The organism is Azonexus sp. (genome assembly GCF_030824335.1).
Classification (GTDB): Bacteria; Pseudomonadota; Gammaproteobacteria; order Burkholderiales; family Rhodocyclaceae; genus Azonexus.
The window spans coordinates 37,255-53,331 of sequence record NZ_JAVBXX010000019.1 but is presented as its reverse complement, the minus strand read 5'-3'; the positions used below and the strand labels follow the sequence as shown (position 1 = coordinate 53,331).

Genomic DNA, 16,077 nt, shown 5'->3' with positions numbered 1-16,077 from the left:
TTAGGCCAGATCTACGATACGGCTTCCTGTCCCGGTGAATGACTGACCATCGCTGCTGTAGAGCGCAATATCTTTTTGTTTCTGGATGAGAACTGAAAGCGCCTCGTTAGTTTTGGCCAGATGCATGGCAATCAACTCGCCATTCATCTGATGCATTTGCCGTGCAACACGGGCGAGTGAAATGATTTTTAGCCACAAGGCACGCGCGCCGCTTTCCTCTGGGTGCTGGGTCAGCCAATGCAGCATGCTGTCTTTGCCCGGTGGTAAGGTGATCAGCGCTATTCTGCCCGCTTCAACTTGGTTCAACCGGTCGATCAAGCCGAGTTTCTTATCGCCGAGCGTCTGCAGAATCCCCGCATCAGCCTCCACGAGTGCTGCCTGCTCTTTGCGTAGCACATCAAGGAAACGGACGACTAGATCCTTTTCCTCGGTAAGTAATTTTTCGAGTGCAGACATCAAGCTTTGCGCTGGCTATTGACGAGGTCGCGGGCGGTTTGAATCAGCCCGTCGGCTATGGCTTCCGGATTGATTTTGAAGTGCCCTTGAGAAATTGCTGTCTTGATTTCTTGTATGCGGGACGTGTTGACCGGAGGGTTTTCAATTCCTTGAGCGCTTGGTGTACTCGTGCCACTCAACTTGGCAGATTCTGGCGTGCGGGCCGTAGCCTCAGCAGGTTTTTGCGCTGTTGGCGGAGTACGGAGCGAAGTCGCCGTGAAGGCAGTGCTGTCGATTTTCATGATTTAGCTCACATGGCTTTGGCTGTTAGTCTTTGTTACGACCGATTCGGGCGAGACTTTAACTTAATTGTCTATCAGTATCGTGCCGTCAGCCTGGACTGCGCCACTAATCATTCTGCCTGAGAGCATTTTGATGCGGACAATTTCTCCTTCCGCAGCACTATTCATGGCTTTGCCTTCTGCTTTGATCGAAAACCCGTCGCCAGTGGCAAACGCCTGCACGGTTTGCCCGCGCCGAACGAGTTGTGGGGCGATCAAGTGGGCGTTGCGCAAGGCTTGTCCTGCACCGATCGGGTTGCGCAGGATTTTTCCGATGGCCTTGTCCGGGCGATCAATGCTGCCTTGCGGCAAACCGCTCAAGTCCCCTCGCATGATCGAAATATCCGTGGCCTGAATGGTTTGTCCTGCGCTGAGTGAGCGTGTGCTGGCGATGTAATTGCCAATCACCCCGATATGCACCGGGACCAAAATGTTCCAGTTAGCAGACTCAATGCAGCGAACGCCGATATAAGTTTTGCCCAGTGTTCTGGTATTCGGCGGGGTATAGGTTTCCTGTCGCGAACAAGTGGCCAATTGGCTGGTGTCCAGTGGTCCGGCTTCAATGACGAGTTCCCCTTGACCCTTGGCCAGTTCGCGCGCGTGGCGTTCGACAGCGCTGAAGATGGAATTTGAGTCGTTGGCCAGAGCCGATGTGGCGACCAGAAGCAACAAAAGCACGCGAATAAGCATGGCGTGATTGTGCATCAGCTTTGTCCTGAATTGAAATTTATACATGGCACAAACTGTGCTTTTATTTCCTCGTACAGTTTGTGGAGCTGAAAATGTCCGATATAAGTCGTCACGTTAGTGTGTATAGCAAGGCACTGGATTTGCGCGCCCAGCGTCATCAAGTGTTGGCCTCGAACATTGCCAATGCCGATACGCCGCACTACAAAGCGCGTGATTTTGATTTTAGTTCAGCTATGGCTAGCGCCATGAATGGTCGTTCGGATGGAGCTTTGCGTCTGGCAACAACGGCTAAAAATCATTTATCGGGTAGCGGTGATGGTGGTCTGGCCAAGCTCCAGTTTCGCACCGAGACGCAATCGGCGGCCGATGGGAACACCGTGGATATGGATGTCGAGCGAGCGCAGATCACCGATAACGCCATGCAATACCAGGTTCTTACCCAGTTGATTGGCGATAAGTTTAAAGGCCTGCGCAGCGCGATGGCTGGCACTCAAGGCTAAAGGAGAAAATCATGAGTCTGAATAACGTATTCAAGATTTCGTCCAGCGCCATGACGGCGCAGTCCATGCGCCTGAATACGGTGGCTTCCAATCTGGCAAATGCCGACAGTATTGTTTCTGCCGATGGTCGTCCCTACCGTGCCAAGCAGGTGGTTTTTGAAGCAACGCCGATGGGCGGTGCGGGGGAAATGTCGAAGGGCGTTCGTGTTCGTGAGGTTGTGGAAAGTACAGCGCCGGCACGCATGACCTATGACCCGAAAAATCCGGCAGCGGATGAAAACGGATATGTCGCTTTCCCCAACGTCAATGTGGTCGAGGAAATGACCAACATGATTTCCGCGTCGCGTTCCTATCAGACCAATGTTGAAGTGATGAATACCGCCAAGACTCTGATGCTGCGTACTTTGCAGATCGCTCAGGGCTCTTGAGCCAACTAATTCCAGGAGATAAGCATGGCCACCGTTAATAGCACCACCAGTACCAATCCCGCCGATGTCTTCAGCAAGGTTGGTGGGGCAGCCAAAAAAACCGAAACAAGTACCGCAAGTGAGCTGGAGGGGCGCTTCCTGACTTTGTTGATGAGCCAGATCAAGAATCAGGACCCATTGAATCCACTGGATAACGCGCAGGTCACCAGTCAGCTGGCGCAGTTGAATACGGTGACGGGCATCGAAAAACTCAATGCCACCCTGGCTCAGTTGCTTGATGGTTATAGTGAAACTCAGGGTATGCAGGCAACGCAGGTGATCGGCAAAAATGTGATGGTTGCCGGCAATAGCTTGCCGCTTGCCGGCGGTAAGGCTTTCGGAGGTATCTCGCTGGAAGGTAATGCCGACAAGGTCAGTGTGACGATCAAGGATGCGGCCGGAAAAGTGGTGCAGACGCAGGAATTGGGCGAGCATCCGGCAGGTACTTTTTACTTCGCTTGGGATGGCAAGGATGCAGCAGGTGTTGCGCTGGCCGAAGGCGACTACAAGTTTTCTGTCAAGGCGACAGCCAATGGCGAAAAGGTTGGCGCCACTACCGGGCAGGTTGGCACGGTTTCTGCTGTGGTAAGGGATAAGAGCGGATTCCTCCTTGATTTAGGCAGCATGGGCCAGTTCGCTTTCAAGGATGTGCAACAGATACTGTAAAGAGGTCACCAAATGGCATTCCAACAAGCACTTAGCGGCCTGACCGTCGCCGGCAAAGCAATCGATGTCACCAGCCACAATATCGCCAATGCAAGTACAGTCGGTTACAAGCAATCCGTATCGCATTTTGCCGATGTCTATGCCGCCTCCCTGAATGGAGCTGGGGCTGGGCAGATCGGGATTGGCGTTAACCTGGCTGCCGTACAACAGCAATTCACCCAAGGCAATATTTCGACGACCAATAATCCGCTGGATATTTCGATCAACGGTGCTGGGTTTTTCCGCATGGATACGGGGGGCGCGGTGTCTTTCTCGCGAAATGGTCAATTTCACCTGGATAAGAACGGCTACATCGTCAACGACCAGGAAATGAAATTGACGGGGTACACAGCGCAATCGGGCATCATCGTGCCCTCAACACCCAAGCCCTTGCAAATTTCTGCCTCCAATCTGGCGCCGGTCGCCACCGGGCAGAATGATAATAGTGCGTTTAAGGGGGTGAAAATCAATCTGAACCTCGATTCACGTCTGAGCGAAACGGACGCAGCCGGCAAGGTGATGCCGCCTTGGGTTAATGGCCCCGCCACCGGTACGTGGACCCCGAATCCCGAAACCTATCATTTTTCAACCGCGCTGACCGTGTTTGACAGCCTCGGGAATGATCACACGCTGACTTACTTTTTCCGTAAGGATGACGCGGCGTCAGCCGGCGGTAATTCGACATGGAATGTCTTTGCCACGATGGATGGTACGACGAATGCCCATGTGACGATTGGTGGTGGGGTACCCTTGGAGTTTGATTCAAATGGCACTCTGCTCAATGGCGTTCCCCCCAATGCGATGACGGTCAGTGTCGACCTTGATGCCGTCGTGACCGATCTTGGCGGGACCAACAACGCATCGACACCGTTTGCCTTTGATGTCGATTTTTTTGGCAGTACCCAGCATGGCACGTCTTCAGGGACTAACCGTCTGGAGCAGGATGGCTTTACGGCTGGCACCTTGGTCGGTTTGTCGGTCGGTAACGATGGTGTGATTCTCGGCCGTTACAGCAACGGTCAGACTTTTGCCCAGGGCCAGATTGTTCTCGCCAACTTCACCAATAGCAATGGCTTGCAGCCGCAGGGTGACAACCAGTGGGTGGAAACCTCGATGTCTGGACCACCGATGGTTGGTGCGCCAAAAACCTCTGCACTCGGGGTGCTGACTTCATCTTCGGTTGAAGAATCCAACGTCGACCTGACGTCAGAATTGGTGAACCTGATTACCAACCAGCGTAACTACCAAGCCAATGCGCAGTCAATCAAAACGCAGGATCAGGTTTTGCAGACCTTGGTCAACCTGCGCTAACGCTAATCTAACGAGGCACTGACATGGACCGTCTGATCTATACCGCGATGACCGGTGCCAAGCATGTTTTCATGCAGCAAGCCGGGACGGCGAATAATCTGGCCAATGCCAGCACGATCGGGTTCAAGGCACAGGAGCATCGTTTTCGGGCCGTGGATATTCAGACTGAAGCCATGCCGACGCGTGCTTTTGTGGTCGACGCCTCAGTGGCTGATGTTTTCGATGACGGCCCGCTGATGTTCACCGGTCGTAATCTGGACGTCGCTGTCCAGGGGCGAGGTTGGTTGGCCGTTCAGTTGCCGGATGGCAGTGAAGCCTACACGCGGGCCGGCAGCCTGGATGTTGATGCCACTGGACAACTAAAGACCAAGAGCGGTCATACGGTACTTGGTGATGGTGGGCCCATCGCCATTCCGCCCGACAATAATATCGAGATTGGCGCCGATGGCACGGTATCGATCATTCCGGCATTTGGCACGCCTAATAACGTGAACCCGGTAGGGCGCCTGAAACTGGTCAATCCGCCGGAAAGCGAGTTGGTACGTGGTGCCGATGGCTTGTTTCGTTTGCGTAGCGGAAATCCGGCGCCGGCTGATGAAAATGTTCGTGTGGCTTCCGGTGCCCTTGAGGGCAGTAATGTCAATGTGACGGATGCGATGGTCAATTTGATCAGCCTTTCCCGCCAGTTCGAACTCCAGATAAAAATGATGCAGACCGCCGATCAGAACGCCCAGCGCGCCGATCAGCTGCTGTCACTCAATGGTTGATAGGAAAATAAAATGATCCGTTCCTTGTGGATTGCCCGCACCGGCCTTGATGCGCAGCAGACTCAGCTCGATGTGATTTCGAACAATCTGGCCAATGTCAGCACGAATGGTTTCAAGCGTGCCCGTGCAGTGTTTGAAGACTTGCTCTACCAAAACATTCGCCAGCCAGGGGCGCAAACTTCGCAACAAACCCAAGTGCCTACTGCCTTGCAGCTAGGCACCGGGGTTCGTCCGGTAGCGACGGCGCGTGTCTTTACTCAGGGAAATTTGCAAAAAACTGACAATGCGCTGGATATCGCGATCAATGGCAACGGTTTTTTCCAAATTCAGCTTCCGGACGGAACAACCGCTTATACCCGCGACGGATCTTTTCAAAAGGATAACCAAGGCCAGATAGTGACCTCGGAAGGTTATCCGCTTCAACCGGCAATCCTCATCCCGCAGGATGCCTTGTCGGTCTCCGTGGCGGCCGACGGGACAGTCAGCGTTACGCAGCCGGGCGCTGCCGCGCCGACCGAATTGGGAGCGATTCAGGTAGCGACCTTTGTGAACAACGGTGGTTTGCTGAGTATTGGTCAAAATCTGTTTCTCGAAACGGCTGCCAGTGGCGCACCCACCCCGAATGCCCCTGGTGCAAATGGCGCGGGTTCGGTTAACCAAGGCTATGTCGAAACTTCCAACGTCAATGTGGCCGAAGAATTGGTCACCATGATTCAGACGCAGCGCGCTTACGAGTTGAATTCAAAGGTGATTTCCACCTCGGACACGATGCTGGGCCGTCTGACCCAACTGTGAGGTGAAATCATGAAACGCTTCATTTTGCTGGCCTGTGTTTTTTCCGCTGCGTGTACATCTGTTCCTCCAACCAATGTTCATCAGCCGATGAGTGCCCGGCCAGCTGCGCGCGATATTGCGCCCGTGGCCAACGGCAGCATCTATCAGGCGGCGAGCAGCCGTCCTTTGTTCGAAGACAGGCGAGCCCGTTTTGTCGGCGATACCATTACCGTCAAGATCACCGAAAATGCATCAGCCTCAAAAAAGGCCAGCAACAAACTTGATCGTAGTGGTACGCAGTCCGCCTCGGTCAAGTCCTTCGCTGGCTTGCCGCTCACGGGGCTGGGCGGATTGGACATGAGTATGGCCAGCGAAACCAGTTTCAGCGGCAAAGGCGAGGCGGCAAATAATGCCTTGTTCACCGGCAATTTGACGGTGACTGTGATTGATGTGTTTCCTAACGGTAATTTGCTGGTTTCCGGTGAAAAACAAATTTCGATTGGCGAAGAGCAGGAGTTCATCCGTCTTTCTGGCGTTGTGAATCCGACCTTCATCAATTCTGCCAATACGGTCGAGTCGGCAAAAATTGCGGATGCACGGATCGAGTATAAAACCTCGGGGCAGGTTGCCGAGGGGCAGGTTATGGGGTGGCTGGCACGTTTCTTTCTTAGTGTTCTGCCATTCTAGTTTCGATTGCCGGCCCCGATCATCATGACCGCTAAATTCGCCAACTCTCTCACCAAACGTTTCTGGCGTGCTGTTTTTCTCGTCAGTTGCTTGGGGCTGTTGTTCGTTACGCCAGCCAGTGCCGAGCGCTTGAAAGATCTGGCCAGTTTGCAGGGGGTGCGCAACAACCAGTTGATCGGTTATGGGATCGTGGTTGGTCTGGATGGGACGGGAGATCAAACGACCCAGACACCATTTACGACGCAGGCCATGGGCAACATGCTGTCGCAGATGGGGATCAGCGTGACCCCTGAGCAAGCAACCAAGTTGCAACTGAAAAATGTGGCAGCAGTGATGATTACTGCAAACCTTGCGCCTTTTGCCAAGCCCGGTCAGCCAATGGATGTCACCATTTCATCCATCGGTAATGCAAAAAGCCTGCGTGGCGGCACGTTGCTGTTGACCCAGCTGAAAGGGGCCGATGGGCAGGTTTATGCAATGGCCCAGGGGAATGTGATGGTTGGCGGTGCTGGGGCCGGAGGTGGCGGGACCAGTGTTACGGTCAACCATCTTTCGGCAGGCAGAATCCCAGGAGGCGCGACGGTAGAACGCAGTGTGCCGACGATGCTGGGGCAAGGGGGCTTCGTTTATTACGAGCTGGCCGAGTCAGATTTCGGCACGGCGCTGAATGCTGTCAATGCGATCAACAAGGTCATGGGCGAAGGTACTGCACAGGCGATTGACGGCCGGCGGATTGCCTTGCGAGCGCCAGAAGCACCCGATGCCCGGGTGGCTTTTCTCGGTCGTGTGGAAAATATCGAAATTCGCACAGCACTGGCAATAGCCAAAGTGGTCGTCAATCCACGTACCGGTTCGGTGGTGATGAATCAGCGTGTGGCCTTGCTACCTTGCTCGGTAGCTCACGGTAACTTGTCCGTCGTGGTCGATGCCGGTCGTGCTGGTCAAGGGGCTGATGTGCAGGTGAATCAGGACAGTGGCAGCCTGATCAATGTGAAGGCAGGTGCAAGTCTGGCCGATGTGGTCAAGGCGCTGAATTCTCTCGGAGCTAATCCGATGGATTTGCTGGCAATCCTGCAGGCGATGAAAGCCGCAGGGGCCTTGCGGGCCGAGCTTGAAGTCATCTGAGGCATATAAGGCATATAAGGCATATAAGGCATGACCAAAATCCAGAATGCGCCTAACCGAGCTGCTTTCGATGTCCAGGCTTCGCAGGATTTGCGCAGTCAGTTCAAAAAAGACCCGCAAGGTGGTCTGAAGGCTGCTGCACAGCAGTTCGAGACGCTATTTTTGCAGATGGTGCTCAAAAGTATGCGGGATACTGTGCCCACCGATGGCTTGTTGCAGAGTGATCAGACCAAGTTTTATAACGGCTTGCTCGATCAGCAAATGGCCCAGAACATGGCAACATCCGGTAAAGGCGTCGGTTTTGCCAAATTGATTGAACAGCAACTCGGCAAGCAGCTTGGTGCGGAAGCTGCGCAAGACGTTAGCGGTGATATTTCGGCAATCCTTGCCGGCAAAGGTTTGCCGCTGGATGTTCCGGTGGCGAAGAATCTGCAGTTTCGCGAGGTCTTGAGTAGCCTGCCGACTTCGGCGGTTTATGCTGCACAGACAGCCAAGGCGACGCAGATGCTGGAATCGGGCAGTGCCGCACCCGAGTCGACGCGCGCATTTATCACTCAGGTTTGGCCGCATGCGGTTGAGTCTTCGCGGTCAACCGGCATCCCCCCCCAATTTCTTGTTGCGCATTCAGCCTTGGAAAGTGGTTGGGGGAAGAGTGAAATACGTCGTCCAGATGGCTCTGGTACGCATAATTTGTTCGGCATCAAGGCCGGTAAAAACTGGACAGGTGAGACGGTTGATACCGTTACTACTGAATATATCGACGGCAAGCCGCAACAAGTCGTCGAGAAATTCCGCGCCTATGGCTCTTACGGTGAAGCGTTCCGTGACTACGCGTCGCTTCTACGCAATAACCCGCGCTATAGTGGCGTGATTGGTTCGCAGGATGGCACAGAGTTTGCTCGTCAATTACAACAGGCGGGTTATGCCACCGATCCCATGTACGCAGACAAGTTGTCCCGCATCATTAATGGTCCAACGCTGCGTCAGGCACTAATCGGCTGATCTGCGCCTCAATATTTCGGCTTTTTGGCCGTAGACCCTAATGAGGTGAATCATGGGCACAGGACTTTTAAGCATTGGCGTCACCGGCATCCGCGCAGCACAGGTTGCCTTGATGACGACCGAGCACAATATCGTGAACGCGCATACTCCGGGTTACACCCGGCAGAGTGCTATTCTGGCGACAAACATTTCGGTCAATACGGGCTCGGGTGCGATCGGCCAAGGGGTGCATGTCACCACCGTCAAGCGGGAATACGATCAATTTCTTGAGGGGCGGGTTAAATCGGCACAAACGCAGGTCAGCTTTTTCGATACGCAGTTCAGTCAGTTATCCCAGATCGATCTGATGCTGGCTGACCCCGAAGCCGGGTTGTCGCCCGCATTGCAGGAGTTTTTCACCGGTGTGCAGCAGGTGGCTTCGAACCCTTCGTCTTTGCCTGCGCGCCAATCGATGCTGACGACCTCTCAGACCTTGGTTAATCGTTTTAGCAATCTGGAAAGTCGCCTCTCGGAAATCGATCAGCAATTGAACGGTCGTATTCAAAGTGCGGTCGCGGATATCAACGCCTACGCCTACGAAATTGCTGATCTCAATCAGCGTATCGTGCTGTCGCAAGCCTCATACGGCCAGCCGGCCAACGACCTGCTTGATCAGCGTGACTACCTGATGAGCGAAGTCAACAAGATGATCAAGGTCAGTTCGACGATAGACTCGAATGGTGCGGCCAATGTATTCGTGGGCAACGGTCAACAACTGGTCGTTGGCGGCAATGTCAGCGAAATGCGTGCGGTCGCTTCCAGTCTGGACCCATCACGCATCGTGGTTGCCCTCAAGACGGCTGGCGGTAGCCAGGAGTTGCCCGAGTCGTTGATCGTCGGTGGTGAACTCGGCGGTCTGGTGAGTTTTAGAAAACAATCACTCGATGCTGCAAAGAACGAGTTGGGCCGTGTCGCCGTTTCGATGAGCCTGACTTTCAATGCGCAGTATGGATTAGGTCAGGATTTGCTTGGCCGAATCGACGGACAGGCCGGGTTTGAAGGTGAGTTTTTCTCGGTGCCGGCACCCAAGATTACTGAAAGTACTTATGGCAGCGGTACGGGCGTTATTTCCAATGTGAAATTCATGCCACCGGAGCAGCCATCACCACCTACCTATTCGGGGTCCTTCTATACCCAACTTCAGCCCAACGATTATCACCTGACCTTTGACGCCGGTGGGGATTACACGATTCGCCGCTTGTCAGACAATCAAAGCGTGGCGACAGGGACGGGTACCGGAACGGTAACTTTTGATGGCATTTCGCTTGACATCGATGTGAGTGGCGCTGCCGGCGATAGATTCATGATCAGCCCATTTGCCGAAGCATCGCGAAATATTACGGTCAACGAGCGAATTCTTGCCGATCCACGCATGGTGGCGGCTGGCGCGCCGGTTCGGACGGTTCCGAATAGTGCCAATACGGGGTCGATGGTGCTTGGGCAGGGCGTGGTTGCTGGTGGCTATTCCATGGCCAGTTTGCCGATGACCGTTACGGCGACAGCGACGGACATTAACCTGAGCTACACCGGAGCAGGTAATTGGACGGCTATCTATTCTAATGACAATCTAAATGACCCTGCATTCGTGTTCGCTACCAGTGCTGGGGCTGACCCGATCCCGTTGACCGATGTGGTGCGGGGGACGTTGGTGGGTTTTAATATCGACAACACATATTTCAAGGTCGATGGCCGGCCGAATGCTGGCGATACCTTTACCATTGAGGCGAGTCAGGGGGCTGCGCAGGATGGGCGTAATGCCTTGCTGTTCGCCAAGTTGCAGACCGCTAACACCACGGCAGGCGGTACTGCATCGTATCAGACGTCTTACGCGCGACTAGTGGCGGATAACGGGATTCGCACGCGCGAAGCCAAGGTAAGATTGGCATCGCAAGAGGCAGTCTTGAAGCAGGCGACAAATGGGCGTGATGCCTTGTCGGCTGTTAATCTGGATGAAGAGGCCGCCAATTTGATGAAATACCAGCAAGCCTACCAAGCCGCAGCCAAGGTCTTGGAGATTGGTGGAACCCTGTTCGATACCATCATCTCGATCAGGTAAGGAGAAGCATCATGCGTGTCAGTTCCTCAATGATCTATAGCACCGGTTTGCAAGGTTTGATGACTTTGCAAAGCCAGATGTTTCAGACCCAGAATCAATTGTCTACCGGCCGGCGTATGCTGACGCCTGCTGATGACCCCATCGGCGCTTCGGAAGCGCTTGAGGTCACGCAGTCGAAAGGTGTCAATAAGCAATTTCTCGAAAATCAGGCCGATGCAATGATGCAGATCGGCACGACCGAGGCTGTTGTGGCAGGCGTGGGTGAGCGCCTGACTCGTATTATCGAACAGGCGGCGGAAGCGAAAAATCCTACTCTTAATGATTCGCAGCGCGGCATGATCGCAGCGGAGTTGAAACTCAATTTCAACAGCATTCTTGAATTTGCCAACGCTCAGGATGGTACCGGGCTTTATATATTTGCCGGTAACAAGTCGACGGTAGCTGGTGGTCCGTTTGTCCAAAATACCTTGGTCCCGCCGCCAGCAAAGTATGACTTGGCAACAACCTCCGTGAGCTATAAAGGGGATGCTGGTGGTCCGGCGGTGCAGGTGAGCTCTTCAAAGCAGATGCCCGTCTCTGTCAACGGCATTGATGTGTTCATGCAGGTTCGTACTGCACAGGGCGATGTCATCGGTGAGAGCATGTTCGACAGCATCCAGAATTTGATTGCTCTCGTCGATCCCTCTGATGCGGTTCCCTTTGACTTAAATGAATTAGAGACTGCTCAAACAACGCTGGAGTCTGGGTTGGCGCATGTCGCCAATATTCGCGCCACGTTGGGTGCTCGGATGAATGCACTCGACGGGCTGACAAAAACATCCGACGATGTTAACTATCTCTATGATGTTCGCCTCGCAGAACTGCAGGATCTCGATTACACCGAAGCGATCTCACGTTTCACTCGTCTGCAGACGCAGCTTGAAGCGACGCAACTGACCTTCAAGCAAACTAGCCAATTAACCCTCTTCAATATCTTGTGAAAAAAAACTTTTTCCTTGTTAGCGTGGCGTTGTTGGCATCTGCATGTAGCAGTAACAATGTTGGTGGGTTTTCATTGGCTAGCAATAGCGCTCTTAATTGGGGGGCTGCGGCAGTGGTTGCGGCCGCGGTGTATGTGATTTATGACCCCCTGGCACCCAACTGGGAAATCGAGGAAAGCCGCTTGAGCGATGATACCTACCGATTTTCGATGAAAATGAAACGTTTTCACACCGGCGGCGGGGGTGAGTCAATGCAAATCCTGAAGCGTCGGGCCAGCCAGTTGCAACATGAATTTGGTCATGCTGCTTATCAGATTCTCGAATTCAGCGAAGGTATCGATTCGCAAACTTTTGGGGCTAGAAGAGTTGCAGAAGGAACGATACGTTTCGTCAAACGCGAAAGCTTGGATTCGTTCTCCGGGAGCGCAGCTTACTGACTGGCTGGAACGGCAAAACCCAGCATCGACTGCAGAGCGAAGTCGAATAAAGTGTGCAGTGGTTCTGAAATGTAGTTCAGTGAGACAGCAACACCAACGAAGCCACCCATCAACGTTACCGGAAAACCCAGAGCAAAAAGATTGAGTTGCGGTGCCGCCTTGGTTAATACGCCAAGTGCCACATTGACAATCAGCAGTGCGACGATGACGGGTAGGGCAAGTAACAACCCTGCAGAAAATATCTTGCTTCCCAGTTCCGCCAGATTCCTCCAACTGCTGGCAGCAAGGGCTTCGGGGCCGACCGGGATGGCATAAAAACTTTGGGCAACTGTCGAAATGTAAAGCAGGTGGCCGTCAAAAGCCATGAACAGCAATAACGCCAGCAAACCAATAAATTCAGCTAGCACAGGTGTTTGTGCCCCCTGCAGCGGGTCGAAGAAGCTAGCAAACCCTAGACCCATCTGGAATCCGATGAAGGTTCCTGCCATATCGATGGCGGCAAAAACTACGCGTGCCGCAAAACCCATGGCAATACCGATAAGCATCTGTTGCGCCAATATCCACAGCCCGGCTAAGGAGGCCGGTTGGATGACCGGCATCGGAGGTAGGGCGGGGGCAATGGCAAGTGTAATGGCAAAACCCAGAATGAGTCGGGTTCGGCGTGGTATGCCAGCCGTGCTCCACAAAGGAACAGTCACGATCATGCCCAGAATGCGTGCCAGAGGAAATGCGTAAAAAACGATCCAGGCATCAATTTGCGCCGTATTGAGCGTCAGCATGGTTAGCCGATGATCTGGGGAATGCTACCAAACAGTCTTTGAATGTAGTCGACCATATACTGCAGCATCCATGGGCCGGCGAAGAGTAGGACGGCGAAAATTCCTACTAGCTTGGGAACGAATTGCAGCGTGGCCTCGTTGATCTGTGTCGCCGCCTGGAAAATACTGATGACCAGACCGATTGCCAGCGCGGCAAGTAGCATGGGGGCCGAGAGCATCAAGGTAACCTCAATGGCCTGACGGCCGATTTCCATGACCAGTCCGGGGGTCATACGTTGAAACTCTGGACCAATGAGCCGATGATCAGGTGCCAGCCATCCACTAGCACGAAAAGCATCAGTTTGAAAGGGAGGGCGACCATGACAGGGGACATCATCATCATACCCATGGACATCAGGATGCTGGCGACCACCATGTCAATGATGAGAAAAGGAATGAAGAGGATGAATCCGATCTGAAAAGCGGTTTTTAACTCGCTGATCACGAAGGAGGGAATCAGAATGCGTAGCGGGATATCTTCCGGGGTAGCAATTTTTTCGATTTTTGCGACGCCGGCAAACATCGCAATATCTGCCTCGCGCGTGTGTTTCAGCATGAATGCGCGCATTGGTTCCAAGGCGCGCTCACCGGCTTGCATGATGTTGATCCGGTTTTCGGATAGTGGGACATAAGCTTCTGTGTAGACCCGGTCAAGTGTCGGTGACATGATGAAAAAAGTCAGGAATAACGACAAGCCAACGATGATCTGGTTGGGCGGCGCTGTTTGGGTGCCCATGGCATGACGTAGCAATGACATCACGATGACGATGCGGGTGAAGCTGGTCATCATCAGGATAGCGGGTGGGATGAAGGTCATTGCTGTGAGCAGCAACAATGTCTGGATGGTCAGGCCGTAGGTTGTCCCGCCGCCGGCTGATGGTGTGCTGGTTAGTGCCGGCAGTCCAGCATTCTGTGCCAGTACCTGGCTTGCCACGAAGAGTAGCGGGAGTGAGATCAACCATTTAATTCGCATTGCCGCGGCGCTCCCTGATTGATTTAAGCCATTCGGCAAACGATGTTTCGGTGCCGTTTCTGGTGCTCGCACCGGAAACTGTGTCACTGCCTTTGGGTAGTGTATGCAGCGTACGAATTTGTCCCGGGACGACGCCGATGACCAACCACTGGTCTTCAACTTCAATCAGCACAATGCGTTCGCGTGGTCCCAAGGCAATGCCGCTGATGACTCTCATGTTGCCTTGTCCAAACATTTTCCCGCCGGATACCTTGCGTGCGGCCCAGGTTGCGCCGAACAAGAGACCAATGATCAGCAACAGGGCGAGCGTAGCCTGCAGGTAGGTGCCGGTTGGAATTCCCGCTGTACTTGGCTCGTTGGCATGAGCCGATAGTGACAGGAAAAGGGTGAAAACGAGGAAGGCAAGGCGACGCAAGTTGATGGCAGGCAAAGGTTTAGAAGCCTGCTATCTTAAACCCAAAAGCCAAGTCTCGGCATTCTTGCGGTCGACATGGCAAAACCCCGGTTTTCCAGCTAGCGGTTGATTTTTCGCATGCGTTCGGAAGGCGTAATAATATCGGTCAGGCGAATGCCGAATTTGTCGTTGACGACAACAACTTCTCCTTGAGCAATCAAGGTGCCGTTGACCAGAACATCCATCGGCTCCCCTGCCATGGCATCAAGTTCTACGACTGAACCGTGAGCCAACTGGAGTAGGTTTTTGATTGTGATTTTCGTCCGCCCAAGTTCAACGGTAATCTGGACGGGAATGTCCAGAATCATGTCGAGCTCGTTCATTACCCCGCTGGCTGCCATTGGTCCGCCAAAAGACGGGAAGATATCCGCTGGCTGAGCGACGGTTGTGGTGCTTGGTGTATCAAGGGTCGTCTGTTCGGACATGGCTGCTGCCCAGTCGTCCTCGCTGATCTGGTCGTCGCCTTCCATGCCCATATTTTCGATGTTTTCCATTTCCTCAGACATTCTTTTCTCCCCTCACGGGTTCGCCACCTGCGATTTCAGCTGGCGTTGCAATGAATTTTTCCAGCTTAAGTGCATATTGACCGTTCTGTTGACCATACGTGCATTCCATCAACGGAACGTTGTCTACGAGGGCTTCAATATGCGTTGGAATGGTGATCGGGATGACGTCACCCGGCTTGAGCTTCAATATTTCACGTAGTGATACTTTTCCTGAGCCGAGTTGCGCAACAATTTCTACTTCGGCCCCCTGTAACTGTTTGCGCAATGTGCCTATCCAGCGCTTGTCGGTGGATAGTTGGTCGCTCTGCATCGTGCTATAGAGCAGGTCGCGGATCGGCTCAAGCATCGAGTAGGGGAAGCAAATGTGCATGTCAGAGGTCGCTCCACCGAATTCCAGGGTGAACGACGTTGAAACGACGATTTCGGATGGCGTGGCAATGTTGGCAAACTGTGAGTTCATTTCCGAACGAATGTACTCGAAAGTGATTTCGTGTACTGGTTTCCAGGATTTGGAATATTCACTGAAAACAACTGCCAGCAAGCCCTGAATGATCCTTTGTTCCGTTGCGGTAAAGTCCCGGCCTTCAACGCGGGTATGGAAGCGGCCATCGCCACCAAACATGTTGTCCACCACCAAAAACACGAGGTTCGGATCGAAAACAAAGAGCGCCGTTCCTCGCAGCGGTTTGGCTGCGACCAGGTTCAGATTGGTCGGTACGACCAGATTTCGGATGAACTCGCTGTATTTCTGAACCCGGATTGGCCCGACCGAAATCTCCGCGTTGCGGTGCATGTAATTGAACAAGCCAATCCGAAGATAACGGGCGAAGCGTTCGTTGACCAGTTCCAGCGTTGGCATGCGGCCACGGACAATCCGCTCTTGCGTGCCAAGGTTATAAGAGCGGATGCTTGTATCTTCGCTGACTCCCGCTTCTGGCTCGTCAGTATCCCCGGTGACGCCTTTGAGTAGGGCATCAACCTCATCTTGGGAGAGAAAGTCGCCGGCCATG

Annotated in this window: 21 protein-coding genes; 12 read left to right on the top strand and 9 right to left on the bottom strand. The window is 53.5% G+C overall.

Annotated features, from left to right (window positions below; genetic code table 11):
* From RCI20_RS12365 to flgA, 3 genes are all read right to left on the bottom strand, one after another.
* Positions 1-456: a flagella synthesis protein FlgN gene (locus RCI20_RS12365; protein WP_306605950.1), complete on the bottom strand. Its 456-nt coding sequence runs from the start codon at positions 454-456 to the stop codon at positions 1-3.
* Complete coding sequence (gene flgM, locus RCI20_RS12360; protein ID WP_306605948.1) at positions 456-737, bottom strand: flagellar biosynthesis anti-sigma factor FlgM; 282 nt, start codon at positions 735-737, stop codon at positions 456-458. The genes RCI20_RS12365 and flgM overlap by 1 nt, the downstream gene beginning before the upstream one ends.
* Positions 738-800: 63 nt before the next feature.
* The gene (gene flgA, locus RCI20_RS12355) at positions 801-1,481 is read right to left on the bottom strand and encodes a flagellar basal body P-ring formation chaperone FlgA (RefSeq protein WP_306605946.1); all 681 of its coding nucleotides are present in this window, start codon (positions 1,479-1,481) and stop codon (positions 801-803) included.
* Between the two features lie 77 nt (positions 1,482-1,558).
* Here flgA and flgB point away from each other — a divergent pair, with 77 nt between their 5' ends.
* Genes flgB through RCI20_RS12295 form a run of 12 tightly spaced genes read left to right on the top strand, consistent with a single transcriptional unit; the run spans position 1,559 to position 12,316 of the window.
* Entirely contained in the window at positions 1,559-1,966 is a 408-nt protein-coding gene (flgB, locus tag RCI20_RS12350) for a flagellar basal body rod protein FlgB (RefSeq protein WP_306605944.1), read from the top strand.
* Positions 1,967-1,977: 11 nt separating this feature from the next.
* Complete coding sequence (flgC, locus tag RCI20_RS12345; protein WP_306605942.1) at positions 1,978-2,394, top strand: flagellar basal body rod protein FlgC; 417 nt, start codon at positions 1,978-1,980, stop codon at positions 2,392-2,394.
* A gap of 24 nt (positions 2,395-2,418) precedes the next feature.
* Complete coding sequence (locus RCI20_RS12340; RefSeq protein ID WP_306605940.1) at positions 2,419-3,099, top strand: flagellar hook assembly protein FlgD; 681 nt, start codon at positions 2,419-2,421, stop codon at positions 3,097-3,099.
* A gap of 12 nt (positions 3,100-3,111) precedes the next feature.
* The gene (gene flgE / locus RCI20_RS12335) at positions 3,112-4,449 is read left to right on the top strand and encodes a flagellar hook protein FlgE (protein WP_306605938.1); all 1,338 of its coding nucleotides are present in this window, start codon (positions 3,112-3,114) and stop codon (positions 4,447-4,449) included.
* 23 nt (positions 4,450-4,472) lie between these two features.
* A complete protein-coding gene (gene flgF, locus RCI20_RS12330; RefSeq protein ID WP_306605936.1) occupies positions 4,473-5,216 on the top strand; it encodes a flagellar basal-body rod protein FlgF in 744 nt (247 codons plus the stop codon).
* 12 nt (positions 5,217-5,228) lie between these two features.
* Positions 5,229-6,011, top strand: a complete 783-nt coding sequence (gene flgG, locus RCI20_RS12325; RefSeq protein WP_306605934.1) for a flagellar basal-body rod protein FlgG — start codon at positions 5,229-5,231, stop codon at positions 6,009-6,011.
* A 9-nt stretch (positions 6,012-6,020) separates the two neighbouring features.
* Positions 6,021-6,677, top strand: coding sequence for a flagellar basal body L-ring protein FlgH (locus tag RCI20_RS12320; RefSeq protein ID WP_306605932.1), 657 nt, complete (start codon positions 6,021-6,023; stop codon positions 6,675-6,677).
* A gap of 24 nt (positions 6,678-6,701) precedes the next feature.
* Positions 6,702-7,802, top strand: a complete 1,101-nt coding sequence (locus tag RCI20_RS12315) for a flagellar basal body P-ring protein FlgI (protein ID WP_306605931.1) — start codon at positions 6,702-6,704, stop codon at positions 7,800-7,802.
* Positions 7,803-7,832: 30 nt separating this feature from the next.
* Positions 7,833-8,804 carry a flagellar assembly peptidoglycan hydrolase FlgJ gene (flgJ, locus tag RCI20_RS12310; RefSeq protein ID WP_306605929.1) on the top strand — a complete coding sequence of 324 codons (972 nt, stop codon included), beginning with the start codon at positions 7,833-7,835 and terminating at the stop codon, positions 8,802-8,804.
* A 52-nt stretch (positions 8,805-8,856) separates the two neighbouring features.
* Positions 8,857-10,899, top strand: a complete 2,043-nt coding sequence (gene flgK / locus RCI20_RS12305; RefSeq protein WP_306605927.1) for a flagellar hook-associated protein FlgK — start codon at positions 8,857-8,859, stop codon at positions 10,897-10,899.
* 11 nt (positions 10,900-10,910) lie between these two features.
* Complete coding sequence (gene flgL / locus RCI20_RS12300; RefSeq protein ID WP_306605925.1) at positions 10,911-11,879, top strand: flagellar hook-associated protein FlgL; 969 nt, start codon at positions 10,911-10,913, stop codon at positions 11,877-11,879.
* Complete coding sequence (locus RCI20_RS12295) at positions 11,876-12,316, top strand: hypothetical protein (protein ID WP_306605923.1); 441 nt, start codon at positions 11,876-11,878, stop codon at positions 12,314-12,316. The genes flgL and RCI20_RS12295 overlap by 4 nt, the downstream gene beginning before the upstream one ends.
* Here RCI20_RS12295 and fliR read toward each other — a convergent pair.
* The 6 genes from fliR to fliM form a co-directional block, all read right to left on the bottom strand.
* On the bottom strand, positions 12,310-13,095 hold the full coding sequence (fliR, locus tag RCI20_RS12290; RefSeq protein ID WP_306605921.1) for a flagellar biosynthetic protein FliR: 786 nt from the start codon (positions 13,093-13,095) through the stop codon (positions 12,310-12,312). The two genes, RCI20_RS12295 and fliR, sit on opposite strands and share 7 nt — an antisense overlap.
* A 2-nt stretch (positions 13,096-13,097) precedes the next feature.
* The gene (gene fliQ / locus RCI20_RS12285) at positions 13,098-13,367 is read right to left on the bottom strand and encodes a flagellar biosynthesis protein FliQ (RefSeq protein ID WP_306605919.1); all 270 of its coding nucleotides are present in this window, start codon (positions 13,365-13,367) and stop codon (positions 13,098-13,100) included.
* Positions 13,364-14,107: a flagellar type III secretion system pore protein FliP gene (gene fliP, locus RCI20_RS12280; RefSeq protein ID WP_306606294.1), complete on the bottom strand. Its 744-nt coding sequence runs from the start codon at positions 14,105-14,107 to the stop codon at positions 13,364-13,366. Before fliP ends, fliQ begins: the two co-directional genes overlap by 4 nt.
* Entirely contained in the window at positions 14,097-14,522 is a 426-nt protein-coding gene (gene fliO, locus RCI20_RS12275; RefSeq protein WP_306605917.1) for a flagellar biosynthetic protein FliO, read from the bottom strand. The genes fliP and fliO overlap by 11 nt, the downstream gene beginning before the upstream one ends.
* Before the next feature lie 98 nt (positions 14,523-14,620).
* Positions 14,621-15,067: a flagellar motor switch protein FliN gene (gene fliN, locus RCI20_RS12270; protein WP_306605915.1), complete on the bottom strand. Its 447-nt coding sequence runs from the start codon at positions 15,065-15,067 to the stop codon at positions 14,621-14,623.
* Positions 15,060-16,076: a flagellar motor switch protein FliM gene (gene fliM, locus RCI20_RS12265; RefSeq protein WP_306605913.1), complete on the bottom strand. Its 1,017-nt coding sequence runs from the start codon at positions 16,074-16,076 to the stop codon at positions 15,060-15,062. Before fliM ends, fliN begins: the two co-directional genes overlap by 8 nt.
* Position 16,077 lies beyond the last annotated feature (1 nt).

Excerpts from the sequence above, each read along its gene's own strand:
- RCI20_RS12365 (WP_306605950.1), bottom strand. The coding sequence starts at position 456 with ATGTCTGCACTCGAAAAATTACTTACCGAGGAAAAGGATCTAGTCGTC.
- flgM (WP_306605948.1), bottom strand. The coding sequence starts at position 737 with ATGAAAATCGACAGCACTGCCTTCACGGCGACTTCGCTCCGTACTCCG.
- flgA (WP_306605946.1), bottom strand. The coding sequence starts at position 1,481 with ATGCACAATCACGCCATGCTTATTCGCGTGCTTTTGTTGCTTCTGGTC.
- flgB (WP_306605944.1), top strand. The coding sequence starts at position 1,559 with ATGTCCGATATAAGTCGTCACGTTAGTGTGTATAGCAAGGCACTGGAT.
- flgC (WP_306605942.1), top strand. The coding sequence starts at position 1,978 with ATGAGTCTGAATAACGTATTCAAGATTTCGTCCAGCGCCATGACGGCG.
- RCI20_RS12340 (WP_306605940.1), top strand. The coding sequence starts at position 2,419 with ATGGCCACCGTTAATAGCACCACCAGTACCAATCCCGCCGATGTCTTC.
- flgE (WP_306605938.1), top strand. The coding sequence starts at position 3,112 with ATGGCATTCCAACAAGCACTTAGCGGCCTGACCGTCGCCGGCAAAGCA.
- flgF (WP_306605936.1), top strand. The coding sequence starts at position 4,473 with ATGGACCGTCTGATCTATACCGCGATGACCGGTGCCAAGCATGTTTTC.
- flgG (WP_306605934.1), top strand. The coding sequence starts at position 5,229 with ATGATCCGTTCCTTGTGGATTGCCCGCACCGGCCTTGATGCGCAGCAG.
- RCI20_RS12320 (WP_306605932.1), top strand. The coding sequence starts at position 6,021 with ATGAAACGCTTCATTTTGCTGGCCTGTGTTTTTTCCGCTGCGTGTACA.
- RCI20_RS12315 (WP_306605931.1), top strand. The coding sequence starts at position 6,702 with ATGACCGCTAAATTCGCCAACTCTCTCACCAAACGTTTCTGGCGTGCT.
- flgJ (WP_306605929.1), top strand. The coding sequence starts at position 7,833 with ATGACCAAAATCCAGAATGCGCCTAACCGAGCTGCTTTCGATGTCCAG.
- flgK (WP_306605927.1), top strand. The coding sequence starts at position 8,857 with ATGGGCACAGGACTTTTAAGCATTGGCGTCACCGGCATCCGCGCAGCA.
- flgL (WP_306605925.1), top strand. The coding sequence starts at position 10,911 with ATGCGTGTCAGTTCCTCAATGATCTATAGCACCGGTTTGCAAGGTTTG.
- fliR (WP_306605921.1), bottom strand. The coding sequence starts at position 13,095 with ATGCTGACGCTCAATACGGCGCAAATTGATGCCTGGATCGTTTTTTAC.
- fliQ (WP_306605919.1), bottom strand. The coding sequence starts at position 13,367 with ATGACCCCCGGACTGGTCATGGAAATCGGCCGTCAGGCCATTGAGGTT.
- fliP (WP_306606294.1), bottom strand. The coding sequence starts at position 14,107 with ATGCGAATTAAATGGTTGATCTCACTCCCGCTACTCTTCGTGGCAAGC.
- fliN (WP_306605915.1), bottom strand. The coding sequence starts at position 15,067 with ATGTCTGAGGAAATGGAAAACATCGAAAATATGGGCATGGAAGGCGAC.
- fliM (WP_306605913.1), bottom strand. The coding sequence starts at position 16,076 with ATGGCCGGCGACTTTCTCTCCCAAGATGAGGTTGATGCCCTACTCAAA.